Origin of the sequence: Exiguobacterium sp. ZOR0005, assembly GCF_000798975.1 — a bacterium.
Taxonomy (GTDB): Bacteria; Bacillota; Bacilli; order Exiguobacteriales; family Exiguobacteriaceae; genus Exiguobacterium; species Exiguobacterium aurantiacum.
The window spans coordinates 17,986-43,685 of the sequence record NZ_JTLB01000030.1; the positions used below are offsets into that span (position 1 = coordinate 17,986).

The 25,700-nt window shown below is 53.5% G+C and carries 22 protein-coding genes and 2 tRNA genes; all 24 read left to right on the forward strand.

Annotation, left to right across the window (positions count from 1 at the left end; translation table 11 throughout):
• Positions 1–31: 31 nt before the first annotated feature.
• The 24 genes from pth to lysS all read left to right on the forward strand — a co-directional run bounded on the left by pth (position 32) and on the right by lysS (position 25,355).
• Positions 32–589 (forward strand): aminoacyl-tRNA hydrolase, encoded by a 558-nt coding sequence (gene pth / locus L971_RS12850; RefSeq protein ID WP_024372354.1) that lies wholly within the window; start codon positions 32–34, stop codon positions 587–589.
• A gap of 45 nt (positions 590–634) precedes the next feature.
• The gene (mfd, locus tag L971_RS12855; RefSeq protein ID WP_047376194.1) at positions 635–4,159 is read left to right on the forward strand and encodes a transcription-repair coupling factor; all 3,525 of its coding nucleotides are present in this window, start codon (positions 635–637) and stop codon (positions 4,157–4,159) included.
• On the forward strand, positions 4,143–5,696 hold the full coding sequence (locus tag L971_RS12860; RefSeq protein ID WP_047376196.1) for a polysaccharide biosynthesis protein: 1,554 nt from the start codon (positions 4,143–4,145) through the stop codon (positions 5,694–5,696). The genes mfd and L971_RS12860 overlap by 17 nt, the downstream gene beginning before the upstream one ends.
• A 1-nt stretch (position 5,697) precedes the next feature.
• Positions 5,698–7,113 (forward strand): nucleoside triphosphate pyrophosphohydrolase, encoded by a 1,416-nt coding sequence (gene mazG / locus L971_RS12865; protein WP_047376198.1) that lies wholly within the window; start codon positions 5,698–5,700, stop codon positions 7,111–7,113.
• On the forward strand, positions 7,110–7,382 hold the full coding sequence (locus tag L971_RS12870) for an RNA-binding S4 domain-containing protein (protein ID WP_024372358.1): 273 nt from the start codon (positions 7,110–7,112) through the stop codon (positions 7,380–7,382). Before mazG ends, L971_RS12870 begins: the two co-directional genes overlap by 4 nt.
• A gap of 45 nt (positions 7,383–7,427) precedes the next feature.
• On the forward strand, positions 7,428–7,802 hold the full coding sequence (locus L971_RS12875; RefSeq protein ID WP_024372359.1) for a septum formation initiator family protein: 375 nt from the start codon (positions 7,428–7,430) through the stop codon (positions 7,800–7,802).
• A 75-nt stretch (positions 7,803–7,877) separates the two neighbouring features.
• Positions 7,878–8,417, forward strand: coding sequence for a S1 domain-containing RNA-binding protein (locus L971_RS12880; RefSeq protein WP_024372360.1), 540 nt, complete (start codon positions 7,878–7,880; stop codon positions 8,415–8,417).
• Between the two features lie 211 nt (positions 8,418–8,628).
• On the forward strand, positions 8,629–11,031 hold the full coding sequence (locus L971_RS12885) for a YhgE/Pip domain-containing protein (protein WP_047376200.1): 2,403 nt from the start codon (positions 8,629–8,631) through the stop codon (positions 11,029–11,031).
• 144 nt (positions 11,032–11,175) lie between these two features.
• Positions 11,176–11,252 (forward strand) — tRNA-Met (locus L971_RS12890).
• Between the two features lie 9 nt (positions 11,253–11,261).
• Positions 11,262–11,333, forward strand: a tRNA-Glu gene (locus L971_RS12895).
• A gap of 66 nt (positions 11,334–11,399) precedes the next feature.
• A complete protein-coding gene (gene tilS / locus L971_RS12900; protein WP_024372362.1) occupies positions 11,400–12,626 on the forward strand; it encodes a tRNA lysidine(34) synthetase TilS in 1,227 nt (408 codons plus the stop codon).
• A gap of 32 nt (positions 12,627–12,658) precedes the next feature.
• Positions 12,659–13,204, forward strand: coding sequence for a hypoxanthine phosphoribosyltransferase (gene hpt / locus L971_RS12905; protein ID WP_024372363.1), 546 nt, complete (start codon positions 12,659–12,661; stop codon positions 13,202–13,204).
• A 105-nt stretch (positions 13,205–13,309) separates the two neighbouring features.
• Complete coding sequence (gene ftsH / locus L971_RS12910; RefSeq protein ID WP_029334028.1) at positions 13,310–15,337, forward strand: ATP-dependent zinc metalloprotease FtsH; 2,028 nt, start codon at positions 13,310–13,312, stop codon at positions 15,335–15,337.
• Between the two features lie 94 nt (positions 15,338–15,431).
• Entirely contained in the window at positions 15,432–16,196 is a 765-nt protein-coding gene (locus L971_RS12915) for a type III pantothenate kinase (protein ID WP_024372365.1), read from the forward strand.
• A 20-nt stretch (positions 16,197–16,216) separates the two neighbouring features.
• Positions 16,217–17,143, forward strand: a complete 927-nt coding sequence (gene hslO / locus L971_RS12920; protein ID WP_052200392.1) for an Hsp33 family molecular chaperone HslO — start codon at positions 16,217–16,219, stop codon at positions 17,141–17,143.
• Between the two features lie 86 nt (positions 17,144–17,229).
• The gene (gene cysK / locus L971_RS12925; RefSeq protein WP_024372367.1) at positions 17,230–18,183 is read left to right on the forward strand and encodes a cysteine synthase A; all 954 of its coding nucleotides are present in this window, start codon (positions 17,230–17,232) and stop codon (positions 18,181–18,183) included.
• A 96-nt stretch (positions 18,184–18,279) separates the two neighbouring features.
• A complete protein-coding gene (locus tag L971_RS12930) occupies positions 18,280–19,659 on the forward strand; it encodes an anthranilate synthase component I family protein (RefSeq protein ID WP_047376203.1) in 1,380 nt (459 codons plus the stop codon).
• On the forward strand, positions 19,656–20,240 hold the full coding sequence (gene pabA, locus L971_RS12935; protein ID WP_029334031.1) for an aminodeoxychorismate/anthranilate synthase component II: 585 nt from the start codon (positions 19,656–19,658) through the stop codon (positions 20,238–20,240). Before L971_RS12930 ends, pabA begins: the two co-directional genes overlap by 4 nt.
• The gene (locus tag L971_RS12940; RefSeq protein ID WP_029334032.1) at positions 20,224–21,057 is read left to right on the forward strand and encodes an aminotransferase class IV; all 834 of its coding nucleotides are present in this window, start codon (positions 20,224–20,226) and stop codon (positions 21,055–21,057) included. The genes pabA and L971_RS12940 overlap by 17 nt, the downstream gene beginning before the upstream one ends.
• Positions 21,054–21,839: a dihydropteroate synthase gene (gene folP / locus L971_RS12945; protein ID WP_024372371.1), complete on the forward strand. Its 786-nt coding sequence runs from the start codon at positions 21,054–21,056 to the stop codon at positions 21,837–21,839. Before L971_RS12940 ends, folP begins: the two co-directional genes overlap by 4 nt.
• Positions 21,832–22,197, forward strand: a complete 366-nt coding sequence (gene folB, locus L971_RS12950) for a dihydroneopterin aldolase (protein ID WP_024372372.1) — start codon at positions 21,832–21,834, stop codon at positions 22,195–22,197. The genes folP and folB overlap by 8 nt, the downstream gene beginning before the upstream one ends.
• Positions 22,194–22,697, forward strand: coding sequence for a 2-amino-4-hydroxy-6-hydroxymethyldihydropteridine diphosphokinase (gene folK / locus L971_RS12955; protein ID WP_029334035.1), 504 nt, complete (start codon positions 22,194–22,196; stop codon positions 22,695–22,697). Before folB ends, folK begins: the two co-directional genes overlap by 4 nt.
• A gap of 23 nt (positions 22,698–22,720) precedes the next feature.
• Positions 22,721–23,716 carry a tRNA dihydrouridine synthase DusB gene (gene dusB, locus L971_RS12960; RefSeq protein ID WP_047376207.1) on the forward strand — a complete coding sequence of 332 codons (996 nt, stop codon included), beginning with the start codon at positions 22,721–22,723 and terminating at the stop codon, positions 23,714–23,716.
• Between the two features lie 148 nt (positions 23,717–23,864).
• Positions 23,865–25,355 carry a lysine--tRNA ligase gene (gene lysS / locus L971_RS12965; protein ID WP_024372375.1) on the forward strand — a complete coding sequence of 497 codons (1,491 nt, stop codon included), beginning with the start codon at positions 23,865–23,867 and terminating at the stop codon, positions 25,353–25,355.
• The last annotated feature ends 345 nt before the right edge of the window (positions 25,356–25,700 follow it).

Genomic DNA, 25,700 nt, shown 5'->3' on the forward strand with positions numbered 1-25,700 from the left:
CCTTTGGGCTTTTTTGTTCAGGAGGAAGCGGATGAAATGTATCGTCGGCCTAGGGAATCCAGGCAAAAAATATGAGATGACCCGTCACAACGTTGGCTTTTTGGCGATTGACCGCCTAGCCGAGAAGCACGGGATCAAATTAGATGAAGCCAAGTTTAAGGCAGTGATAGGAACGGGAAGAATCAATGGAGAACGTGTCGTCCTCGTCAAACCGCTCACGTACATGAATTTGTCAGGTGAGGCGGTCCGGCCGATCATGGACTACTATAAAATCGATATCGACGACTTGCTCGTCATCTATGACGATCTCGACATGGTCCCTGGAAAGCTACGCTTCCGTCCGAAAGGGAGCGCCGGTGGGCATAACGGGATCAAATCGTTGATTCAACATTTAGGTACGCAAGACTTTAAACGTTTGAAACTCGGGATTGGTCGCCCGCCCCATCCGGTAAAAGTCGTCGACTGGGTGCTCATGAATTATCGGAAAGAAGACATGTCTGAATTAAACGACACGCTCGACCAATCTGTGTCAGCCGCAACGGATTTTGTGGACACAGAATGGATCGCGCTCATGAATCGATATAACTAAAGGGTCGTTGTACCCTTTTTTGTCGTATGAGGTGGAGGAAAACAAATGAACGCTCTAGAGAGATTTATGGTGACACTGCCTGAGACAAAAATTATTCGCGATCGGTTGCCGAAACTCGACCGTCAACTCGTCACCGGATTGACGACGAGTGCCAAAGCACTCGTATTGGCTGGTTTAGCGAAAGAGTCGTCGCGACGTCTCGTCGTCGTCACGCACAACATGTATCAAGCCCAAAAGATGTACGATCAACTTGAGACGCTCATCGGCCCGAGTCAGGCACTCCTATACCCGATCGATGAGACGCTTGCCGGCGAACTGTCGCTGACATCTAGCCCAGAACTGCTCGCTGCCCGGATCGAGGCGCGGACACGTCTCCTCAATGAAGAGGGAGGCGTTATCGTCGTGCCGCTCGGTGGGTTGCGGCGATTCGTGCCGAGCCCGGCCGACTGGCAGGCGAGTCAGCATGTCATCCGACCGGGGCAAGAACTGGAGTTGAAGCCGTTCGGTGAAACACTCGTCTCGCTCGGATATGAACGAACGGCTACTGTCACGTCTCCGGGAGAGTTCTCAGTGCGAGGTAGCATCCTTGATGTGTATCCGCTGACCGAGGCTCGGCCGTACCGCATCGACTTGTTCGATACAGAAGTGGACTCGGTTTTCACGTTCGACGCCGAGACACAGCGATCGCTCGGTGTCGCGAAAGAGGCGGTCGTCACGCCGGCGACCGAATTTGTGGCGTCGACGGACTTGCTGAAAAAGGCAGGCGAGGCGCTCCAACGTCAATACGATCGAACGCTTTCCCTCATCGAGACAGAGACGATTCGACAGGCGCTTGAAGAAGGGATCGCTCGTGACATCGAATTGTTCGGACGCGGGGACGTCCCAGAGAAGGTCGGGAAGTATACACCTCTTTTATACAAGTCGACGTTACTCGATTACGTCGGATCGGACGCGGTACTCGTTTTAGACGAAGTGGCGCGAATCGAGGATGCGGCGGACGTCCAAGACCGAGAGGAGGCGGAATGGTTCTCGTCCCTCATCGAACGGGGGGAATCGGTCTCGAACTACACGCTCGCCGTCCCGATGCATAAAGTGTTTCGTGACATGAAGCAAGTCGCGTTCTCACTTCTTCCATCGCGACGCTCCGGAATTCCGGAATCCAATACGGTCCATCTCAGCTGTCGGCCGCTTCCAGCGTTTCACGGACAGATGCATCTACTGAAACAAGAAGTCGAGCGGTGGCAACAGAGTGATCACCGTATCGTCTTCCTTGCCGGTGACCGAGAACGAGCGGATAAAGTGGCGGCGTTACTTGACGATTACGGTGTCCCGTCAACGTTCACGAACGTCGACGGAGACTTGTTGCCGCGCCATGTGCACGTCATGATCGGACAAATCGAGGGCGGGTTCGAGCTCTCGACGAGCCGTCTCGTCGTCGTTTCGGAAGAAGAGTTGTTCAAGCGTGTGGCGAAACGAAAGCGTCAGACGAAGAACTTAACGAACGCCGAACGGATCAAAAGTTATCAGGAATTGAAACCGAACGACCACGTCGTCCATATCCACCACGGGATTGGGAAGTACCTAGGCATCAAGACGATCGAAGTCGGCGGCATCCACCAAGACTACTTGCATCTCGTCTATGCGGGGGACGATGCCCTCTACGTTCCCGTCGATCAAATCGATCTCGTCCAGAAGTACGTCGGAGCGGAAGGGAAAGAGCCGAAGATTTACAAGCTCGGCGGGACCGAATGGAAGAAAGTGAAATCGAAAGTCGCGAAATCGGTCGAAGATATCGCCGACGAACTGATCAAGCTGTACGCGGCTCGCGAAGCATCAGTCGGATTCGCGTTCCCGACGGACGATGAGGAGATGAGTCAATTCGAATCCTCATTCCCGTATGCGGAGACGGAGGACCAAGTCCGGTCGATTGCCGAGATTAAAGCGGATATGGAACGCTCACGGCCGATGGATCGTTTGCTGTGCGGCGACGTCGGCTACGGCAAGACGGAAGTGGCGATTCGGGCTGCCTTCAAAGCGGTGCTCGCGGGGAAACAAGTCGCGTTCCTCGTTCCGACGACCGTTCTAGCCCAACAACATTACGAGACGATGCTCGAACGATTCAGTGAATTCCCGATCAACGTCTCTGTCATGAGCCGCTTCCGCTCGAAGAGTGAGATGGCGGCGACGAAAAAAGGACTAAAGGAAGGGACGATTGATGTTGTCGTCGGGACGCACCGCGTCTTGTCGAAAGACGTGACGTTCGCCGACCTCGGTCTTGTCATCATCGATGAAGAACAGCGGTTCGGGGTCAAACATAAAGAGCGTCTGAAACAACTGAAGACGAATATTGACGTGTTGACGTTGACGGCGACCCCGATTCCGCGGACGCTTCACATGTCGATGATCGGCATTCGCGACTTGTCGGTGCTCGAGACGCCGCCGGAGAACCGTTACCCGGTTCAGACGTACGTCATGGAATATGATGGCATCGTGCTACGAGAAGCACTTGAACGCGAACTCGCACGCGGCGGACAAGCGTTCTTCCTCTACAACCGGGTCGAAGGGATCGAGCGGAAAGCCGAGGAGATTCGGGCGCTCTTACCGGAAGCGCGGATTGCGACGGCGCACGGGCGGATGACCGAGACGGAGCTCGAGAGCCAACTCATCAGTTTCTTAGAAGGGGAAGCTGACGTGCTCGTGTCGACGACGATCATCGAGACGGGGATCGATATCCCGAACGTGAACACACTCATCGTCCACGATGCGGATAAAATGGGGCTGTCACAGCTGTATCAACTTCGCGGTCGCGTCGGACGTTCGAATCGGATCGCCTACGCCTACTTCACATATCGAAAAGATAAGCGTCTGACGGAAGTGGCGGAGAGCCGTCTGCAAGCGATCAAGGAGTTTACCGAGCTCGGGAGCGGTTTTAAAATCGCGATGCGCGATTTGTCGATCCGAGGTGCCGGAAACTTGCTTGGCGCCCAACAGTCTGGGTTCATCGACTCGGTCGGTTTTGACTTATACTCACAAATGCTGTCGGAAGCAATCGAAGAACGGAAAGACCGGATGCGAGGACAAGCGAAGCAAGTCGTCTTCAAACCGGAAATCTCGTTCCAAGCCGATGCGTATATCCCGGACGACTACTTGTCGGATAGCGAACTGAAGATCGAGATGTATAAACGTTTCAAATACGTCGATACACCGGAAGCGTTGTTCGCACTTCAAGACGAGTTGATCGAGCGGTTCGGAGAATTCCCGGAACCGGTCGCGCTATTGATTCAATTGACGCGCCTCCGCATTTACGGCGAGATGGCGCGGGTGGCTCGGATTAAACAAGTGCCAGGTCGCGTCGAGGTCGTCTTGACGATGGAATCGACGACAGCGCTCGACGTCCCGTCCTTTATGGAGTGGACGATGCCGCTCGGCCGCAAACTCGGTGTCGGCCAAGATAACGGTGCGCTTAAACTATCTCTCAGCGGTCGGATGCCGGTCGTTGAGTTGTTGAACGATGCCGATTCGGTGCTCGAGGAACTGACGAAGAGGCTGGCGCATGCGTCCGTCCAGTAAGTTTGCGACCGGTGTCGTCCTGTTCGCGCTCGCGGGTTATTTGACGAAGTTTATCAGTTTCGCCTATCGCGTCCCCTATCAAAACATTGCCGGTGACTTCGGATTATACGCCTACCAAACCGTGTATCCGTTTGCGGCCATCGTCGCTTCGCTCGGTATGTATGCGATGCCCGTCGTCATCGCCAAAATCGGGGTCGATGCGAACGGGCCGAGACGCAAGCTTGAAGTGCTGTGGGGGAGCTTCTACGTCCTCCTCACGTTGGCCATCACGCTCGTCATCGCCATGTGGGGGCTCGCCCCGACGATTGCAGACTGGCTTGGTGACCGTGAACTGGCCTCGACGCTTCGGGTGATCAGTCTCAGTTATTTGCTCATGCCTGCGCTCGCTGTCTTACGGGGGTCGTTTCAAGCGATTGATGATTTGAAACCGAGTGCGGCCTCACAAGTGCTTGAGAACCTTGTGCGTGTCGCTGTGTTGCTCGCCGCATTGCTCATCGGTGTCCATGTCGGCCTCGATGCGTATGCGTTGAGTCGTTACGCCTATGGGGCCACGCTCGTCGGCGGGGTCGTTGCGATTGTCGGGCTCGGCGTCTGGGCGAAAGGATTCACGTTTCGTTTCGTCCGCGTCCGCGTCTCGACGTTGCGGGCCGTATTACGTGTCTTGTTGACGACCGGATTAGCGGTCGGATTCGCCTCACTCGGCATCTTATGGATGCAGCTCGTTGATTCGTTCACCATCGTCAATTTGACGGGTGCCGACTTTGACGCCAAAGTGAGCAAAGGTGTATTCGACCGGGGCTACCCGCTCGTGCAGTTCGCGATTTTGTTCACGACAGCGCTCGGTATGGCGAACGTGCCAAGTCTTGTCCGTCATTACCGGGCACAACGGATCGAGGCGACGGCTGCTGGGTTGCGTTCGATGATTCGAGTGACGACGGCGGTCGCTGCCGCTGCCACGATCGGTTTAATGGGAGTGATGTTCCCGTTGAATGTGGCCTTGTTTGAAAACGCGGACGGAACGATGGCCCTTATTCTGCTCTCGACGAGCACGTTTGCGGCCTCGCTCGCCGTGGCCAGCATGACGTGTCTCCAAGCGATTGATAAAGAACGAACAGCGGCGCTTGGAATGATGATGGCGATCGTCTTGAAACTGGCCGTCAACTTGTGGCTCGTTCCTCGCTACGGGATCGCGGGGGCCGCGATTGGCACGTCGCTCGCCTTTTTAGGAATGGCCGCCTACAATTTTAATCGGCTCGATCAAGTCATTCCGCTCGGCATGCTTCGCTTGAAACATTACGGTGTATTGTTGAAGACGGTTGTGCCGATGGGACTCGTCCTCTTTTTGATGAACCTCATCGGACTCGAACGCGTCACACATCGACTCGATGCGCTCGTCTGGCTGGGTGTTATGATTGTGACAGGCGGCGGCATATATGTATGGAGATTATGGAAAGAACAAGTATTGACGACGGAGGAATGGGAGATGATTCCGTTCGGTAACCGTTTCATCCATTTGATTGATAAAAAGGAGAACTGATATGAGCTTTGGAATTACGGTCGTCGGGCTAGGATCCGGCGAAATGGAGCAACTTCCGCTCGGTGTGTATCGCCATTTGAAACAGCAGCCCCTCGTCTGGTTGCGCACGAAGGACCATCCTGTCGTCGCTGAACTGGAGGCGGAAGGTGTGCATTTCGAATCGTTTGATTCGGTATATGAGTCGTGCGACACGTTCGATGCTGTCTACACCGAGATTGTCGAGACGCTCCTGACTAAAAGTGAAGAGCTCGCCATCACGTATGCGGTCCCAGGTCATCCGTTCGTCGCCGAACGAACGGTCGAACTTTTAATAGAGCAAGGTGCTGACGTCACGTTCCTCGGCGGGCAAAGCTTTTTAGACGCCATGTTCCAGGCGTTGCGCATCGACCCGATCAACGGGTTCCAATTACTCGATGCGACGGCACTTGATGTCGAACGGATTCAAGTGACGCAACACGTGTTGATCGGCCAAGTGTATGACGGGTTCGTAGCCGGAGACGTGAAAGTCCAGCTGATGGAACGCTATCCGGACGAGCACATCGTCAAACTCGTGACGGCTGCCGGGACGAAACGCGAGCGGGTCAGTGAAATCCCGCTCTATGAAATGGACCGCGTGGCAGAAGTCGACAACTTGACGACGCTTTATGTGCCACCGTTGACGGATGAAACGCATTTGGCGCGCGAATTTTCGACGTTGACGCACATCATCGCGACGCTCCGCGGTCCGGACGGGTGCCCGTGGGACAAGAAGCAGACGCACGAGTCGCTTCGCAAATATTTGCTTGAAGAGGCGTATGAGTTGATCGAGGCGATTGATGCCGAAGATGACGACGCGATCGTCGAAGAGCTCGGTGATGTGTTGTTACAAGTCATGCTCCACGCCCAAATCGGAGCGGACGACGGCTATTTCGATATCCGGGACGTCATCGGATCGATCAGCGAGAAAATGGTACGTCGTCACCCGCATGTGTTTGGCGATGTGACGGTGAGTGACGCGAACGATGTCATTTCAAACTGGAATGCGATTAAACAGACCGAAAAAGGGGAAAAGAAGAAATCGCAGCTAGACGGTGTCCTCATGACGCAACCAGGCTTAATGCGCGCGGAACAACTGCAAAAGAAAGCAGCGACGGTCGGGTTCGAATGGGACGACGTCAGCGGAGCGTTCGAAAAGCTCGAAGAAGAATTACGGGAGTGGAAAGAACGTCCAGAAGACGAGACGGAGCTTGGTGATGTGTTGTTCTCGATTGTCAATGTCGCCCGCTATTATGCGTTGAACGCCGAACAAGCGCTCGAACGAACGAATCAAAAATTTAAGAGACGGTTTGAATATATCGAGGCGAACGGTCCGATTGAGGACATGACGCTCGAGCAGATGGACCGGCTCTGGAATGAAGCGAAGGAGCAGGGATTATGAGATTAGACAAGTTTTTGAAAGTGTCGCGTTTGATCAAACGACGTACGTTAGCCAAAGAAGTGGCCGACCAAGGACGCATCGAACTGAACGGACAAACCGCGAAAGCGAGCACGGACGTCAAGGTCGGGGACGAGCTCCAAATTCGCTTCGGCAATAAACTCGTCACGGTCGTCATCGATTCGATTGCCGAACATGCACGCAAAGAAGACGCGAAGGAAATGTACCGCTTGATCAAAGAAGAAAAGGTGAACAGTGGTACGGAAGCGTAAAAAAAAGGTATACTGGACGTACTAGGACAGGAGGAAGGTGATTCGATGAATGGACGTACCCCGATCGATCGCAAACAGCGAATTCGGGCTCTCGACGAACGGAGAGAACAGCTGGAAAAAGATCAGACCCGGCGACGTATCCATCTTCGACGCCGCCTGGCCGCGGCCTCGCTCCTTTTCTTGTTGATGATCGTGTTGATCGGTCAGAGCTACTTCACAAAAGTCGGCTACGTTTCGGAGCAAGAGCGAAATCAGAACGAAGCGCAAGTCGAGTTGAATGAAGTGAAAGAAGAGCAAGCGGAATTGCAGGAGCAGGTCGAACGTTTACAAGACGATGAATATATCGCCAATCTCGCGCGCAACGAGTTGTTGTTCTCGAAAGATGGCGAGATTATTTTTTACTTCTCACCAGAGGAATAAGTCGCTTCGTTGACCGTTGACGAAACGACTCGTATAATTGTAGGGAATCAATCAAAAAAAGGAGTACATTATTTTATGTCAATTGAAGTAGGAAGCAAGGTACAAGGTAAGGTTACAGGGATTACGCATTTCGGAGCGTTCGTAGAACTTCCAAACGGAAAAACAGGTTTGGTGCACATCAGTGAAGTGGCGGATTCTTACGTCAAAGACATCAATGAAGTCCTCACGGTCGGTCAGGAAGTCACGGTCAAAGTATTGAACGTCGAGAACGATGGCAAAATCGGGTTGTCCATCAAGAAAGCGGTTGATCGTCCTGTGAGCGAACGTCCTGAGCGTCCGGCAGGCGAGCGTTTCTCTCGCGGCCCACGTCCAGGTGGCCCAGGTCAAGGTCAAGGACCACGACCAGGTGGCCCAGGACAAGGTCCACGCGGCGGCGGTGGCCCACGCGGTGGCGGCGGTCCACGCGGTGGCGGCGGACGTCGTGAAGTACGTCGTGAGCCTGAAACGTTTGACACGTTGATGAGCAAGTTCTTGAAAGATAGCGACGAGCGTCTCACAACGTTGAAACGTCAGACTGATTCGAAACGCGGTGGGCGTGGAGCCAAGCGCGGGTAACCCTTCGTAAACCACTAGCTTCTACTCGTAACGATACAAGCTTTTTCACATGCGAACTGCATTGCCACAGACGTGAACCGTCTGTGGCTTTTTTGTCGTTTAAATAGTTATAAAAAATAACTAAAAAAGGTTGCATTTTTCAGAAGAAGCGAGCACAATAGGGAACATGAAAAAATAGTTATGTTTTATAAGTGAAGGTGGAGGAACAGATATGAATGGATGGAAACTATGGAAGGCCGAGTGGCGAAGCATTGGGAAAGATCCGCGGGTATGGATCCCGATTCTAGCGGTCGTGCTCGTGCCGCTCATGTATGCGGGGATGTTTTTATGGGCGTTTTGGGACCCGTACGGTCAGATGAAGGACTTACCGGTCGCCATCGTCAATGAAGATAGCGGGGCAACGTTCGAAGGTGATTCACTCGCGATCGGAGATGAGCTCGTCGATAAACTGCTCGCTTCGGAAGCTTTTGAATTTGTTGAGACGACTAAAGAAGAGGCGGAATCGGGCTTACAGGACCACGCCTACTATATGACGATTGAGATTCCAAAGGACTTCTCGGAGAAGGCGACGACCGCACTTGATGATCAACCGGAACCGCTCGAACTCAAGTATATCGCCAACGAATCTTATAACTTCTTGGCCGCTCAAATTGGCGGTTCAGCGATGGAACAAGTAAAAGCGGAACTGTCGACGGAAGTGGCGAAGCAGTACGTCAGCGCGTTGCGGGATGGCATCGATGAAGCGGGCGCTGGTCTTGGGGAGGCGGCAGACGGCGCCTCACTTCTCGCTGACGGTTCCGAGACGGCGAAGAACGGTGCGACCCAACTTGCCGATGGCGCCGCACTCCTAGCTTCGAAACAGCAACAACTTGCAGACGGAGCGGGTCGTTTAGGTGAAGGCGTGTCTCAACTCGCAACGGGCACGACCGATTTGGCTGATGGTAGTCAACGAGTGTATGAAGGAAGTGCGGCCCTGTCAGATGGGGCCCGTCGCGTGGATGACGGCGCGTCCGTCCTCCTAGACGGAACGAATCAACTCGTCGAAGGAACGACGACATTCGCCTTGAAACTTGAGGAGCTGCATACGGGCGCGAAGTCGCTTGACGATGGGATGCGACACTTGGCGGCGGGGATTGATCAAGCGAAGTCTGGCAGTGAACGGCTCGTCGCCGGCTCGAGTGAGTTGGCGACCGGGATGACGAACGCCAAACAAGGCAACGCCGCGCTCTTGGCAGGGGAGACCGAATTGATTGACGGCATCGGACAAATGAAGACGATGCTACTCGCCAATCAAGACGAATTGATGCAACAACTTTCGGCGTTGGCACAATCGGGTCAACCGATTCCTCCAGAAGTGCTTCAACAAGTAGTAAGTCGACTTGAGGAAGGTCAACAGGCCACGGCGGCTGGGTTTGACGAGCTTACGGTAGGGGCGACACGTGTCCGAGACGGACAAACCGCGCTAGACGCCGGCTTAACGAAAGCAGAAGCAGGAGCGAATGAACTTGCTTCAGGTTTAGCAACACTGAATGAAGGACAAGCCGAGTTGGCCGATGGGGCCACGGCGCTCGCTGCCGGTTCGGCCCGACTCGAGCAAGGGGCACAGACGGCTGCGGCGAGTTCGAATGAGCTCGCATCAGCGAGTACGACGTTGAACGCCGGTGTAGGGCAGTTGAGAGACGGGACATCTGAACTGGCTTCGGGCAGTACGCGTTTGACAGAAGCGACCGGTGCGCTGACGGACGGAAGCAAAAAGCTCGCTACCGGCGCGAAAGACGCGGAAGACGGAACGCGCACGCTGTCTGACGGGGCGATACAACTTGCTGATGGCGGGGCGACGATCGCGTCAGGAAGCAGCGAACTGAAAGACGGCTTGTCTGAACTCGAGTCAGGGAATGCCACGCTGCGTGACGCGTTGGCCGAAGGAGCCGACCGAGCGTCCATCGATCTCGGAGACGACAACGTCGACATGATGGCGGGTCCGGTCACGGTCGTAAACGATTCGATTCATCACGTGCCGAACTACGGTACGGGCTTTGCCCCGTACTTCATGTCGCTCGGCCTCTTCGTCGGGGCACTTTTGCTCTCGATCGTCTATCCGCTCTACGACCCGGCAGGTAAACCGAAACGAAGCTTGTCTTGGCTCGCCTCGAAATCGGGCGTCTTGATTGTCATCGGGTTCGTTCAAGCGCTCGTATTAGACGTCGCGATGGTATACTTGCTCGGGTTAGAAGTCGATGCGCCACTTCAGTTCTTCGGATTCAGTTGGCTAGCGAGCATCACGTTCTTAGTGATCGTCCAACTGCTCGTGACGGTACTCGGTAATCCGGGACGCTTCGTCGCCATCATCCTGCTCATCTTGCAGCTGACGACGTCGGCCGGAACGTTCCCGTTAGAGCTGATCCCACGGGCACTCCAACCGTTCAACGCGTTACTCCCGATGACGTATACGGTGGCCGGTTATAAAGAAATTCTATCTGGCGACGGTGCGCAATATTTACAGTCGGCGACGATTTACCTCCTGCTCGTCTCGCTTGCTTGTCTCGGGCTGTTATGGGGTTATTTCCGGATTGCTTGGAAAAAGAAATATCGGGGTATTCCGTCTGAAGCGTGATGTAAAAGGAAACGAAAATCGTGTATAGTGAGGAAGACGACACTGTACACGATTTCTTTTATAAAAAAACTTTAAAAAAGAATTGACACAAACGTGGTGACTGGTTATTATAGAAAATGTGCTTAGGACACAACACAATAACATGGCGGTGTAGCTCAGCTGGCTAGAGCGTACGGTTCATACCCGTGAGGTCGTGGGTTCGACTCCCTCCGCCGCTACCATTTTATTTAGGCCCGTTGGTCAAGCGGTTAAGACACCGCCCTTTCACGGCGGTAACACGGGTTCGAATCCCGTACGGGTCACTTACCTAAGCGAACAAGTCATCTCATCTGAGGTGGCTTTTTTTGTTATCTCAAGGAGGGCGGAAGATGCCGAACGTATTGCTGGCCGTATCGGGCGGAGTCGATTCGATCGTATTGCTTCATCAGATGGTCGCGAAAGGCCTCGACGTCGGCGTCGCGCACGTCCATCACGGACAGCGCCGTGCATCCGATGAGGAGTATCGGTTCGTCGAACAGCTCGCGCGCGAATATGGCGTCCCGTTTCACGGCAAGCGGTTAATCATCGAGACGGCGTCACAAGCAGCTTACCGGGAAGCGCGTTATGCATTTTTCGAGACGGTCATGCAGGAGTACGGCTATCGTGAGTTGATGACGGCCCATCACGCCGATGACGTCGTCGAGACGGTGTTGATTCAATTGCATCGGAACGTCGTCGAAGTGACGGGCATCCCGGAGCGTCGCGGGTTCGGCGGCGGGGTGCTCGTCCGTCCGCTGTTAGATGAAACGAAACAAAGTCTCATCGCCTACGCGCGACAGCACGATCTCGAATGGCGTGAAGACGCTACGAACGCGAAGACGGATTATTTGCGTAACCGAATGCGTCATCTCGTCATCCCCCCGTTACTGGCGGGGTGGCCGACGCTCGTCCGGGACGTGTGTGCAACAGCACGCGCGAACCGACGAACATGGCAACGACGTTATGCGGCCATGACCGTATGGATGGACCGTCACGTCGATGTTGAAATGAAAGCGTTTCATGTGAAACTTGAAGCGGTTATGGCCTTGTCGGCAGAAGAACGTTATGTGCTCGGGCGGCTTTTATCCGAGCGATTCGGGGTACAGGTAGCGGAAGGTATGACGCGACTCATGCAAAGTAAACGAGGGACGGGTGTGTACGACGTGGGCGGGGATTTTCGTTTAGAGAAGCGTGACGGCGGCATCGCTCTGACGGAACGAGGACAACTGTCAATCCCGTCGCCGCAACGAGTCGAGACGCTCCCGACACGCGTGACGTTCGGTGAACACGTCGTTTCGCTTGAAGTGACGGAAGATGGTCGTGGTTTCCCGCTCGATGCACTCGAGTGGCCGCTATACGTCCGTTCACCACGACCGGGAGACCGGATTAGCCTCTCGGTCGGGACGAAGAAAGTCGCCCGTGTGTTGATTGATGCAAAAGTCCCGCGCGAAAAACGTCCGTTTATCCCGTTATTAGTTGACGCAACTGGTCGAATTATCGCTATAGTAGGAATAAGAGTTTCCGACTTTCCAGAGAAGTCGGATGCGAGATGCCCACGATTAATGGTAAAATGGTGATTGTGTCGGATTAGAAAGAGGAGGATTTCAAGATGTCATTAATGAACGATATGGAAAAGGTGCTCATTTCGAGTGAAGAGATTCAAGGAAAAGTGAAAGAACTCGCGGTAACGCTCAGCGAAGAATATAAAGAAGAGTTTCCGCTTCTCGTCTGTGTATTGAAAGGCGCGATGCCATTCATGTCAGACCTCGTCAAAGAAATGGATATCCATTTAGAGATGGATTTCATGGACGTGTCGACGTATCACGGAGGGACGTCTTCGACAGGTGAAGTGAAAATCGAGAAAGATTTAAACACGTCTGTAGAAGGTCGTGACATCTTGATTGTAGAAGATATCATTGATAGCGGGCTCACGCTCGGTTATCTCGTAGACCTCCTTAAATATCGTAAAGCGAAGTCGGTGAAAATCGTGACGTTGCTCGATAAGCCAACAGGACGTAAAAACGGATTGTCCGCAGATTATAGCGGTTTCGTGATTCCTCACGAATTCGTCGTGGGCTACGGTCTCGATTATGAGGAGAAATATCGTAACCTTCCTTACGTCGGTGTGCTCAAGCCGAGCGTTTACGGGGGCTAACGTTTTTCTTTTGAAAATGTGACGTGGTAAGATAAAAGAAATACCCAAAGTATACACATATACTGAATGGGCGAGAACATCGTTTCTCGGAATAGGAGGCAGAGAATGAATCGTGCAGTGAAAAACACCTTAGTTTTCGGTGTGATTTTCCTAGCCTTGATCTTGTTCCTTCAATATTTACAAAACCCGAGCAGCCAGAGCGAGACGCTCACGTACTCGAAGTTTTTGGAATATGTGGAAGAAGGTCGGATTGAAACGGCGACCGTGCAAGAAATTCCGGGTGCCATCTCGATCACAGGTGATCTTTCAGGAGATGAAGACCAGCGTTTTGAAACGAACATCCCGGCCAACGAGGCCGAATACGCCGAAGTGCTCTCGTCACTCCGTGCGAATACGGACATTAGCGTCGAAGAAGCAGAGTCAAGTGGGAACTGGTTCAGCATCGTGTTTGCGATCTTACCGTTCATCATCATCTTCATCTTGTTCTTCTTCTTGCTCAACCAAGCCCAAGGCGGCGGCGGTGGCGGTCGTGTGATGAACTTCGGGAAATCGAAGGCGAAATTGTACGATCAAGAGAAGCGCCGTGTGACGTTCAAAGACGTCGCCGGAGCGGACGAAGAGAAACAAGAGCTCATCGAAGTCGTTGAATTCTTGAAAGACCCGCGCAAGTTCTCGAAACTCGGGGCGCGCATTCCGAAAGGGGTCCTTCTCGTCGGTCCTCCAGGGACAGGTAAGACACTCCTCGCCCGTGCGGCGGCGGGTGAAGCCGGTGTACCGTTCTTCTCGATTTCAGGTTCTGATTTCGTAGAGATGTTCGTCGGGGTCGGGGCATCACGTGTCCGTGACTTGTTCGAGAACGCGAAGAAGAACGCGCCGTGTATCATCTTCATCGATGAGATCGATGCGGTCGGACGTCAACGTGGTGCCGGTTTAGGCGGCGGCCACGATGAACGTGAGCAGACGCTCAACCAATTGCTCGTCGAAATGGATGGGTTCAGCGACAACGAAGGGATCATCATGATTGCCGCGACGAACCGTCCGGATATCCTTGACCCAGCCCTTCTCCGTCCAGGACGTTTTGACCGTCAAATCACGGTCGATCGTCCGGACGTGAAAGGCCGGGAAGAAGTACTCAAAGTTCATGCCCGCAACAAACCGCTCGATTCGACAGTTGACTTGAAGTCGATCGCGCAGCGGACGCCTGGATTCTCAGGTGCTGACTTGGAGAACTTGCTCAACGAGGCGGCGCTCGTCGCTGCCCGGTCTGACCGCTCGGCAGTATCGATTGTCGACGTTGAGGAAGCGATTGACCGCGTCATCGCGGGACCTTCGAAGAAGAGCCGCGTTATCTCGGAGAAAGAACGTCAAATCGTGGCTTATCACGAGGCGGGTCACACGATCATCGGTATCGAGCTTGAGAACGCTGACGAAGTCCATAAAGTGACGATCGTTCCACGCGGAAACGCGGGCGGCTATGTCGTCATGCTTCCGAAAGAAGATCGTTACTTCATGACGAAACCAGAACTCGAAGATAAGATCGTCGGTCTTCTCGGTGGCCGCGTGGCGGAAGATGTGATCTTCGGTGAAGTATCAACCGGAGCGAGCAACGACTTCCAACGCGCAACGGGAATCGCTCGGAAGATGGTCATGGATTACGGGATGAGCGACAAACTCGGACCGCTCCAACTCGGATCAAACCATGGCGGACAAGTGTTCTTGGGACGTGACTTCCAAACGGAACAAAACTACTCGGATGCCATCGCCCAAGACATCGATCTTGAGATTCGTGATATCATCAACCGCTGCTATGCGAAAGCGAAGCAAATTTTGACGGAACGTCGTGACGATCTCGAACTCGTTGCGAAGACGCTTCTCGAAGTCGAAACGCTCGACTCGAAGCAGATTCGTCACTTGATCAAGACGCGCGAGTACCTTCCGCATGAGCCGGAAGAGCCGTCGACACCATCGACGGACGATTCGAACGACGAAGCGAAGAAAGATGAGGCGGCCGTCAAGCACGGTCAAATCATCGATCAACCTGAGTCGGTTCAAGAAGTGAAGCCGGACGTCGTCCCGGAAGGCGATAAGCCTGAGGCGACACCAACGGAACGCCCGAACAACGAATCGCGTTAAACGAAAGAGACGAATGCCCTAGATGAGGCATTCGTCTTTTTTCGTGTTATAATTCGAGCGAACTGTAATTGACAACAAAGTGAGGAACTATATCATGATTTTAGTGATCGATGTTGGGAATACAAATATTGTTCTCGGGATGTATGATGGCGAGACGCTCGTCCACCATTGGCGCATCTCGACGGACCGTACGAAAACGACCGATGAGTATGGCATGCTCGTCAAGTCGTTGTTTGACCACTCGAACGTTTCGTTCGATCAAATCGATGGCGTGATTCTTTCGTCCGTCGTCCCGCCCGTCATCTTTCCGCTTGAACAGATGTCGCAACGCTACTTCAACGTCCGCCCGATCGTCGTTGGCCCGGGCGTGAAGACAGGGCTCGATATCCATGTCGATAATCCGCGTGAAGTCGGGGCCGATCGCATCGTCAACGCGGTCGCTGGTATCGCGAAATATGAGGGTCCGCTCATCATCGTCGACTTCGGTACGGCGACGACGTATTGTTATATCGATGCATCCCGTCGCTATCACGGGGGCATTATCTCGCCGGGAATTATGATTTCGGTCGAGGCGCTCTATCAACGGGCGGCCAAGTTGCCTCGCATCGAGCTCGCGACTCCTCCGACTGTCGTCGGAAAGAACACAATCCAGGCGATGCAATCGGGAACGTATTACGGGTATGTCGCGCAAGTCGACGGAATCGTCAGTCGTATGAAGCGCGAAGTCGGAGAGGCGACCGTCATCGCGACGGGCGGTCTCGCTCGTCTCATTAGTGAACATGCCGAAACGATCGACGTCGTCGATTCCTTCTTGACGCTCGATGGGCTCCGCCTCATCTATGAGCGCAACCAGAAATAAATTTAAAGGAGTTACTCAATATGATCCAACCAGAACAACAAGCGTTACTTGACCAAATGAAAGCAGACTATCTCGTCCGAGCGTTAGGGTTCAACGGAGAAGTCCGCGCCTTTGCCGTTCGTACGACAAAAACGATCTTTGAAACCCAGCTTCGCCACCAGACGACACCGGTCGCTTCGGCTGCCCTTGGCCGGACGATGACGATCGGTACGATGATCGGGGCGATGCAAAAAGGTGCCGCCCGTGTCACGCTTAAAGTCGAAGGTGACGGTCCGATCGGGAAAATCATCGTCGATGCCGACACAGTCGGCGATGTCCGTGGTTACGTGTCACATCCGCGCGTCGAAGGTGGAACGTTCGTCAACGACCACGGATTGACGAAACTGAAAGTCGGTGAAGTCGTCGGTCGCGGTACGATCTCGGTCATCAAAGACCTCGGGTTGAAAGACTATGTCGGTGGATCGTCTGAAATCCAAACCGGAGAGATCAGTGAAGACTTCACGTACTACTTCGCGACGTCAGAACAAGTTCCGTCAATCGTCGGTGCGGGCGTTCTCGTCCTTCCGGAAGATGAATCGATTCTTGCCGCGGGTGGGATCATCGTGCAATTGATGCCGGATGCGTCAGAAGAAACGATTCAAGCGTTAGAGAACGCGTTGAAGACGTTCCCGCCGGTCTCTGTGTTAATCGGTGAAGAGAAGACGCCGGAAGAGATGCTCGGCATGCTCCTCGGGGACAGTCTCGAACTGCTCGACAACAAACCGGTCCAGTTCAACTGCACGTGCAGCCGCGACCGGATGGAAGGCGCCATCATCGGCCTCGGTGCCGAAGAGATTCGTCAAATGATCGAAGAAGACGGCGGAGCCGAAGCGGTCTGCCATTTTTGTGGGGAAAAGTATCACTTCTCAGCTGAACAGTTAGAAACGATGAAACAGCAAGCACGTTAAGCGGTTCGTTCCAAATTGCATATTTTCAAACTGATAGGGTATGATTACAATATCGGAATAGTCGGAATTATGGAGGAGGAAATAGCATGCGTATCGTAGATTCAGTGACAGATTTGATTGGGAAGACACCGATTGTGAAATTGAACGGTCTTACGGGACCGGATGACGCCACGGTTTATATGAAGTTGGAGTATATGAATCCAGGGTCGAGTGTAAAAGACCGGATTGCCTTAGCGATGATCGAGGCGGCCGAAAAAGACGGTGCCTTAAAACCGGGTGACACGATCATTGAACCGACGAGCGGGAACACCGGAATCGGTTTGGCGATGGTCAGTGCCGCTAAAGGGTACAAGACCATTCTCGTCATGCCGGAAACGATGAGCATGGAACGTCGCAACTTACTTCGCGGTTATGGCGCTGAGCTCATCTTGACGCCAGGTCCGGAAGGGATGGGCGGAGCGATTCGCCGCGCGACAGAAGAAGCTGAGGCGAACGGATATTTCCTCCCCCAACAATTCAACAACGTGGCCAACCCGAACGTCCATGAGATGACGACAGGACCAGAAATCGTCGAGGCGTTTGAAGCGGCCGGTTTGGACGTCGATGCGTTCATCGCGGGCGTCGGTACAGGCGGTACGATCACGGGAGCCGGTAAAGTGTTGAAGGCGAAATACCCAGACGTGAAAATTTTGGCGGTCGAGCCAGTCGATTCACCGGTCTTGTCGGGCGGAAAGCCTGGTCCGCATAAAATCCAAGGAATCGGGGCCGGCTTTATCCCTTCGATCCTCGATACGGAGATTTATGAAGGCGTCCTTCAAATCACGACGGACCAAGCGTTCGAATATGCCCGACTCGCGGCGCGTACGAACGGTGTCCTCGGCGGCATCTCGTCAGGTGCGGCCATCGCTGCAGCAGTCGACACGGCCAAACGACTCGGCAAAGGCAAAAACGTGCTCGCAATCATCCCGTCGAACGGGGAGCGATACTTGAGTACGCCGCTTTATCAGTTCGACGAAGAATCGGACAGCGTTCGTTCATAAGGAAAAGGGGCAGTTACCGAGAGACAACTTCTTTCGGGAACTGCCTTTTCTTGTGTACAATTAAAGGCATGAACTAGAGGAACGGGGGAATGGGATGTGAGGACGACAGCGTTCAAAACAATCCGGATGACAAAAGAGAGCATGTACGAGACGTATTTGACGTTGACGGAAGGAAAAGAGCGTTACGCGTGGCTCGAGAGTGGTCGAGTCGGGCGGTATACGGTAGCGGGAGTCGAACCGTTCGCTACGCTTCACGTGAAAGACGAGGTTGGAACGCTCACGACCGAGGCCGGGACAGAGACGATACACGGTCGCCCGCTCGATATCGTCGAATCGGTGCGTTCGCGTTTCGTGGCGACACGGCCGACCGGGGCTCCGCCTTTCTTTGGCGGGATGATCGGATACGTCAGTTACGACGTCGCCCGGACGCTCGAACGGTTGCCGCGAGAAGCGGAAGATGATTTGGCGACACCGGACGTATCGTTCTTGTTGTTCGACGAGGTGGCGGTGTTTGATGAAGAAGACTCGGTCTTATACGTGATGGTCACCGGAGACGAGGACGTCGATGTGAAACTTGAACGCTTTGCCGCTCTTTGGCATACGGAGACGCACTATACGTTCGGACCAGTCGCACACGATGCGGTCGAGCGTTCCCGTTCGCTCTCCCGCGAAGAATTTGTCGCGGCGGTCAAGAAGATTCAACACTATATCGTCGAGGGCGACGTGTTTCAAGTGAATTTGAGCGTCAGGCAATCCGAACCGCTCCTCGCCGACCCCCGTCACGTTTACGATACGCTTCGACGCATGAATCCTTCCCCGTACATGGGCTATTTTAAGGATGATGCTTTGACGATGGTGTCGGCTTCTCCGGAACTGTTGATCGAAAAGCACGGGTCCGCGATCTCGACTCGCCCGATTGCGGGGACGAGGCCGCGCGGTCGCGACGAGAAAGAAGACATGGAGTTGGCGCGCACGTTGCTCGACAATGAGAAGGAGCGGGCCGAGCACGTCATGCTCGTTGACTTGGAGCGCAACGACCTCGGCAAAGTGGCGGCGTATGGGACGGTGCACGTCGATGAGCTGATGGTCATCGAGAAGTATTCCCACGTCCAACATATCGTCTCGAACGTCCGCGGGATGATACGTCCCGATGTGTCCGGTGCCGAGGCGCTCGGAGCAATGTTCCCAGGTGGAACGATCACCGGCGCCCCGAAAATTCGAACGATGGAGATCATCGAGGAGCTTGAACCGGTCCGCCGTGGAATTTATACGGGGTCGTTCGGCTGGATCAGTTGGGATGATGACCTCGTCTTCAACATCACGATTCGGACGATGGTCGTCAAAGACGGCATGGCCCACGTTCAAGCTGGTGCTGGTATCGTCATCGATTCCGATCCGGCCGCAGAATATGAAGAATCGCTGTCGAAAGCGAAAGCGCTATGGGCGGCGAAAGCGTCAACGGAGGCGACGACATGATATTACTCATTGATAACTACGATTCATTCACTTACAACTTGGTCCAATACTTCGGGGAACTGGGCGAGCAGATCGTCGTCCGGCGAAATGACGACATCACGCTCGAAGACATCGACACGTTAAGTCCGGACTATCTCGTCATCTCACCAGGGCCCTGTACGCCGAACGAGGCCGGGATCAGCATTGAGGCGATTCGTTCGTTCGCCGGTCGTATCCCGATTCTCGGCGTCTGTCTCGGGCACCAAGCGATCGCGCAAGCGTTCGGCGGTGAAGTCGTCCATGCCGAACGTCTCATGCATGGAAAGACGTCGCCGATTCGCCATGACGGGAAGACGATTTTTACGGGAATCCCGCAAGAGACGATCGTGACACGGTACCATTCGCTCGCCGTAGCCCGGGAGTCGTTCCCCGACTGTCTCGAAGTGACGGCGGAAACACAGGAAGGCGAGATCATGGCGCTACGGCATAAGTCGTTGCCAATCGAAGGGGTCCAGTATCATCCGGAGGCAATTTTGACGGAACACGGCAAAGAGATGGTTCGAAACTTCATTGAGGTATACCGCCATGTGGCTTTGGCATAACGGCGAATTGCGCGGAAGCGATGAAGTGACGATTCCCGTATACGATCACGGCTTTCTATACGGGATGGGCTTGTTCGAGACGTTCCGAACGTTTGAAGGACACCCGTTTCTATGGGACGCGCATTGGGAGCGACTAGAGAAAAGCATGGAGGCGCTTTGGATCGACCTCCCATATAAGAAACAAGACATCGAGCAGGCGATCCAAGACGTCACCCGTCAAAATAACGCGCCGAACCTCTATATCCGGCTCAACGTCTCCGCGGGAGTCGCACCGCTCGGTCTTCATGACGGACGTTACGTGCGACCGAACGTGACGCTCCTTGTCAAACCGTTGCCCGACGCGTTCGAACCGGTCGAGAAGACGCTTGAGGCGCTCCCATTTCCGAGAAGCCGGCCCGAGGCGGCGTTCCGGCTGAAATCTCATCATTATATGAACAACATTCTCGGGAAGCGCGCGCTCGTCGACCGAACAGCGGAAGGGTTGTTCGCGGATGAGACTGGACGCGTCGTCGAAGGTCTCGTCTCGAACGTATGTTGGACGGACGGTGATGGCCGGCTTTGGACGACCCCGCTCTCGACAGGGGCTCTGGCCGGGGTGACCCGTCAGTGGGTGATCGACACGTTTGACGTCTCCGAACGCGACGTGACGTTCGCGCAACTGGCCGAAGCGACCGAAATTTGGCTCACAAATTCGGTACAACAGATCGCCCCGGTGACGGAATTTGCAGGGAAGCGTTTCCCGGGACGACGAGGAGAACATTTTATCGACGCCTGGTCGGTTTTGATCCAGACGATTGAAAAGGAGAGTGCGAAATGACAAACGTGATGGGCATTTTAAACGTGACGCCGGATTCGTTTTCGGATGGCGGGCGCTATACGGCGCTTGATGCTGCGGTGGCGCACGCGAAGCAACTCGTCATAGACGGCGCCGACGCGATTGACGTCGGGGGTGAATCGACTCGCCCGGGGGCACAGCTCGTTTCAGCTGAAGACGAGATCGCCCGGGTCGTGCCGGTCATCCGTCGTTTGAAACAAGAGCTAGACGTGTTAGTCTCGATTGATACGTATAAACCGGAAGTGGCGCGAGCGGCGCTGGAAGCGGGAGCTGACATCATCAATGACGTCTGGGGTTCGAAGTGGGGAGATCGTTCGATGGCGGACGTCGCCAAAGCGTTCAACGTTCCAATCATCCTTATGCATAATCGCAACAATCGAAATTATGGTCACTTTATCGAAGAAGTCGTCGGTGACATGCAAGAGTCGATTGAAATTGCCCACGAAGCCGGGGTGCCGGATGAATTGATTTGGCTCGACCCGGGCATCGGGTTCGCCAAAGATTATGAACAGAACTTGGAGCTCTTGAATCGACTCGACGTCATCACGAACCTCGGCTACCCGGTATTGCTTGGAACGTCACGCAAGTCCTTCATCGGACAAGCGCTCGACTTACCGACCGAAGAGCGGGGGGAAGGGACGATCGCGACGACGTGTCTCGGTATTATGAAAGGCTGTGCCTGGGTAAGGGTTCATGACGTGCTCGCGAATAAGCGGGCAGCCCGGATGATGGATGTAATGTTAGGAGGCGGACAACGTGGATAAGATGTATGTGAACGGAATGCGCTTTTACGGGTATCACGGTGTGTTTGAAGAAGAGAATCGGCTCGGACAACGGTTTCATATCGATTTGATGTGTGAACTGGATCTCGCGCCAGCCGGCCAGTCCGACAATTTGGAAGACGGCGTCAGTTATGCCGGGCTTTATCAAGTGACGGAAGACATCGTCACGGGGGAAGCGGTGAACCTTCTTGAAACACTTGGCGAGCGCATCACGAAGGCGGTGCTCGCCCATAGTGAGAAGATTCAAGCGGTGACGGTGAAGGTCATCAAACCGGATCCGCCCATCCCTGGGCATTACGATTCGGTTGCCATTGAGATGACACGGAGGCGAAACGGATGATTTATGTCGCACTCGGTTCAAACATTGGAGAGCGGGCAAGTTATTTGCATGAAGCGATTCAAGCGATGGAAGCGGACGGCCTTCAAGTGACGAAACAGTCGGCCGTGTACGAGACGGCACCGGTCGGTTATACTGAGCAACCTTCGTTTTATAATATGGTCGTTGAAGTGGCGACGACGCGGTCGGCGGAGGAAGTACTGTCACTCTTACAACAAATCGAACAGCGGCTCGGGCGGGAGCGGTTGTTCAAGAACGGACCTCGCACGATCGACCTTGACATCTTGGTGTTTAACGGCGAAGATATACAATCGAAGCACTTATCTGTACCGCATCCGCGGATGCATGAACGCGCTTTTGTCCTTGCCCCGCTTGCGGAGATTGCTCCGTCGCTCGAGGTGAGAGGAAAGACGGTTCAAAAGCTGCTCGTCGCCCTTCCGGAGTCGGAACGAAGCGATGTCATTCGGCTTGAACCGTTACAGTCACTTGTCAATCCGGTGTAACGTCAGTAAAAGGAAGTGGATCTATGTCAGGATTTAAGATTGGGAACGTGGACATTAAAAATCGGGCGGTCCTTGCCCCGATGGCCGGCGTCACGAATCCGGCGTTCCGACTCATCGCCAAAGAGTTCGGTGCCGGACTCGTCTGCGCTGAAATGGTAAGTGATAAAGGCATACTGTTAGAGAACGCTCGTACGTTACGGATGCTCTATGTAGATGAACGTGAGAAGCCGCTCAGCTTACAGATTTTCGGTGGGTCGAAAGAGACGCTCGTACGGGCGGCTCAATACGTCGACCAAAACACAAACGCCGATATCATTGATATCAACATGGGATGCCCTGTCCCGAAAGTAACGAAATGCGAGGCGGGCGCAAAATGGTTGCTTGACCCTGATAAAGTCTATGAGATGGTGGACGCCGTCTCGAACGCTGTCGAAAAACCGGTGACCGTGAAGATGCGTCTCGGTTGGGATGAAGAGCATGTCTATGTGCTAGACAACGTCAGAGCCGCCCAGTCAGGCGGGGCCGCGGCGATTGCCATTCATGGACGTACCCGTTCCCAACAATATGAAGGAACGGCGAATTGGGACTGGATCGGTGAGGCGAAAAAGATTGCGACCGTCCCGATTATCGGCAACGGCGATATCTCGACGCCGCAAGAAGCGAAGCACGCGATCGACCATTATGGCGTCGATGCCGTCATGATCGGGCGAGCGGCACTCGGGAATCCGTGGATGCTCTATCAGACGGTGCAATATTTAGAGACAGGTGAACTCCCGCCGGAACCGGCAGCGCGTGAGAAGATTGATATTTGTATGTTGCATCTCGATCGTCTGATGGCCATCAAAGGTGAGCTGACCGCGGTACGTGAGATGCGCCAACATGCGGCCTGGTATTTGAAAGGTCTAAAAGGAAGCGGTCCGGTCCGTAAGCAAATCAATGAAGTTGAATCTCGGGATGCGTTCGGGATTGTGCTGTATCATTTTGTCGAACAGCTCGAGCGACAAATGCAAGAAGTGTGAACTAGTGTAAAAAAGTGATTTATGGTAAGCTTGTTTGGCGAAAAAGCGATACGCAATGAGCGAACGGCTTAGGCTGTGCTGTTGGCCATCAGGTCGACAGTTTTTTATTAGAGAGAAACCTAATACGTATAGAGGAGTGAATGGAGTAGTGAGTCACGAGTTGGAAATGAACGACCAAATGCAGGTGCGTTTTGAGAAGATGACCGAGATGCGTGAACAAGGGCTTGACCCGTTCGGACGTCGGTTCGAACGCTCTGCCCATGCCGGTGAATTACATGAGCAGTATGAGGCGATTGAAAAAGAAGCCTTGGCCGAACAAGACGTCGAAGTGACGCTTGCCGGACGAATCATGACGAAACGTGGAAAAGGGAAAGTGTTCTTTGCCCATATCCAAGACGTAACAGGACAAATCCAAATCTACGTTCGTAAAAATGACGTAGGTGACGAACCGTTCGATTTATTTAAATCATCTGACCTTGGAGACATCGTCGGTGTGAAAGGGAAGTTGTTCAAGACGAATGTCGGCGAATTGTCGATCCATGTTGAGGAGTTCGAACTCTTGACGAAAGCGCTTCGTCCGCTTCCTGATAAATATCACGGCTTAAAAGACGTCGAGCAACGCTATCGCCAACGTTACTTGGATTTGATTACGAATAACGATTCACGTCAAACGTTTATTTTGCGTAGCCGCATCATTTCAGAAATCCGGAACTTCTTAAACCACCGCGGTTACTTGGAAGTTGAAACACCGATGTTGCACACGATCGCAGGTGGAGCAGCGGCTCGCCCGTTCCTTACGCATCACAACGCCCTCGATATGGAGCTTTATATGCGAATCGCGATCGAGCTTCATTTGAAGCGTTTGATTGTCGGTGGTCTCGAGCGTGTGTATGAGATCGGACGCGTCTTCCGCAATGAAGGAATCTCAACACGCCATAACCCAGAGTTCACGATGATCGAATTATATGAAGCGTATGCGGACTATAATGACATCATGGACTTGACGGAAGAACTCGTCGCTCACGTCGCTAAAGAAGTTCTCGGCACGACGGACGTCCAGTACGGTGAAGATACGATTCACCTCGGAGTCGGTTGGAAACGGGCCCACATGGTGGATCTAGTAAAAGAAGAGACAGGTGTGGACTTCTGGCAACAGATGTCGGACGAAGACGCGCGCGCACTGGCGAAAGAGCACGGCGTCGAAGTTCAAGACCATATGACGTTCGGTCATATCGTCAATGAATTCTTTGAGCAAAAAGTCGAAGAGACGTTACTTCAGCCGACGTTCGTCACCGGGCACCCGGTAGAAGTATCACCGCTTGCGAAGAAGAACGACCAAGACCCGCGTTTCACGGATCGCTTTGAATTGTTTATCGTTCGTCGCGAACACGCGAACGCATTCACGGAATTGAACGATCCAATCGACCAGCGTGAACGGTTTGAAGCCCAGTTGCTTGAGAAAGAAGCAGGAAACGATGAAGCGCATGAACTTGATAATGACTTCTTGGAAGCACTTGAGTATGGCATGCCGCCAACGGGTGGTCTCGGAATCGGGATTGACCGTTTAGTCATGTTGCTTACAGATGCACCTTCGATTCGTGATGTCTTACTTTTCCCGACGATGCGTCATCAGCAGTAATAGTCTTCAATTCGCAGAGACACACCCGTTTCAGTCCAGCTGAAGCGGGTGTTTTTATGTGCAGGAACTTATCACTAAATATTATTTTTAAAAAGTTTTCGAAAAACACTTGCCTTTTAATTGAACATACGGTAAATTAATAAACGTTGCCGCTGATGGCAGCGGAAAGAATTAAAAAAGTGGTTGACAACTGTGTCGATGACTTGTATTATTTTAAGAGTCGCCAATGAGCGGCAGACGAACTTTGAAAACTGAACGATGAGGTAAAAAAAGTTTTACAAGTTTTGATTGAAGCGCAAGCTTCGTCATTTTCAAGAGCTATATCAAATTCTTTGGAGAGTTTGA

Excerpts from the sequence above, each read along its gene's own strand:
- tilS (WP_024372362.1), top strand. The coding sequence starts at position 11,400 with ATGCCGAACGTATTGCTGGCCGTATCGGGCGGAGTCGATTCGATCGTA.
- folP (WP_024372371.1), top strand. The coding sequence starts at position 21,054 with ATGACAAACGTGATGGGCATTTTAAACGTGACGCCGGATTCGTTTTCG.
- L971_RS12885 (WP_047376200.1), top strand. The coding sequence starts at position 8,629 with ATGAATGGATGGAAACTATGGAAGGCCGAGTGGCGAAGCATTGGGAAA.
- L971_RS12880 (WP_024372360.1), top strand. The coding sequence starts at position 7,878 with ATGTCAATTGAAGTAGGAAGCAAGGTACAAGGTAAGGTTACAGGGATT.
- mfd (WP_047376194.1), top strand. The coding sequence starts at position 635 with ATGAACGCTCTAGAGAGATTTATGGTGACACTGCCTGAGACAAAAATT.
- pabA (WP_029334031.1), top strand. The coding sequence starts at position 19,656 with ATGATATTACTCATTGATAACTACGATTCATTCACTTACAACTTGGTC.
- mazG (WP_047376198.1), top strand. The coding sequence starts at position 5,698 with ATGAGCTTTGGAATTACGGTCGTCGGGCTAGGATCCGGCGAAATGGAG.
- L971_RS12870 (WP_024372358.1), top strand. The coding sequence starts at position 7,110 with ATGAGATTAGACAAGTTTTTGAAAGTGTCGCGTTTGATCAAACGACGT.
- L971_RS12875 (WP_024372359.1), top strand. The coding sequence starts at position 7,428 with ATGAATGGACGTACCCCGATCGATCGCAAACAGCGAATTCGGGCTCTC.
- cysK (WP_024372367.1), top strand. The coding sequence starts at position 17,230 with ATGCGTATCGTAGATTCAGTGACAGATTTGATTGGGAAGACACCGATT.
- pth (WP_024372354.1), top strand. The coding sequence starts at position 32 with ATGAAATGTATCGTCGGCCTAGGGAATCCAGGCAAAAAATATGAGATG.
- ftsH (WP_029334028.1), top strand. The coding sequence starts at position 13,310 with ATGAATCGTGCAGTGAAAAACACCTTAGTTTTCGGTGTGATTTTCCTA.
- dusB (WP_047376207.1), top strand. The coding sequence starts at position 22,721 with ATGTCAGGATTTAAGATTGGGAACGTGGACATTAAAAATCGGGCGGTC.
- L971_RS12860 (WP_047376196.1), top strand. The coding sequence starts at position 4,143 with ATGCGTCCGTCCAGTAAGTTTGCGACCGGTGTCGTCCTGTTCGCGCTC.
- hslO (WP_052200392.1), top strand. The coding sequence starts at position 16,217 with ATGATCCAACCAGAACAACAAGCGTTACTTGACCAAATGAAAGCAGAC.
- hpt (WP_024372363.1), top strand. The coding sequence starts at position 12,659 with ATGTCATTAATGAACGATATGGAAAAGGTGCTCATTTCGAGTGAAGAG.
- L971_RS12915 (WP_024372365.1), top strand. The coding sequence starts at position 15,432 with ATGATTTTAGTGATCGATGTTGGGAATACAAATATTGTTCTCGGGATG.
- folK (WP_029334035.1), top strand. The coding sequence starts at position 22,194 with ATGATTTATGTCGCACTCGGTTCAAACATTGGAGAGCGGGCAAGTTAT.
- L971_RS12940 (WP_029334032.1), top strand. The coding sequence starts at position 20,224 with ATGTGGCTTTGGCATAACGGCGAATTGCGCGGAAGCGATGAAGTGACG.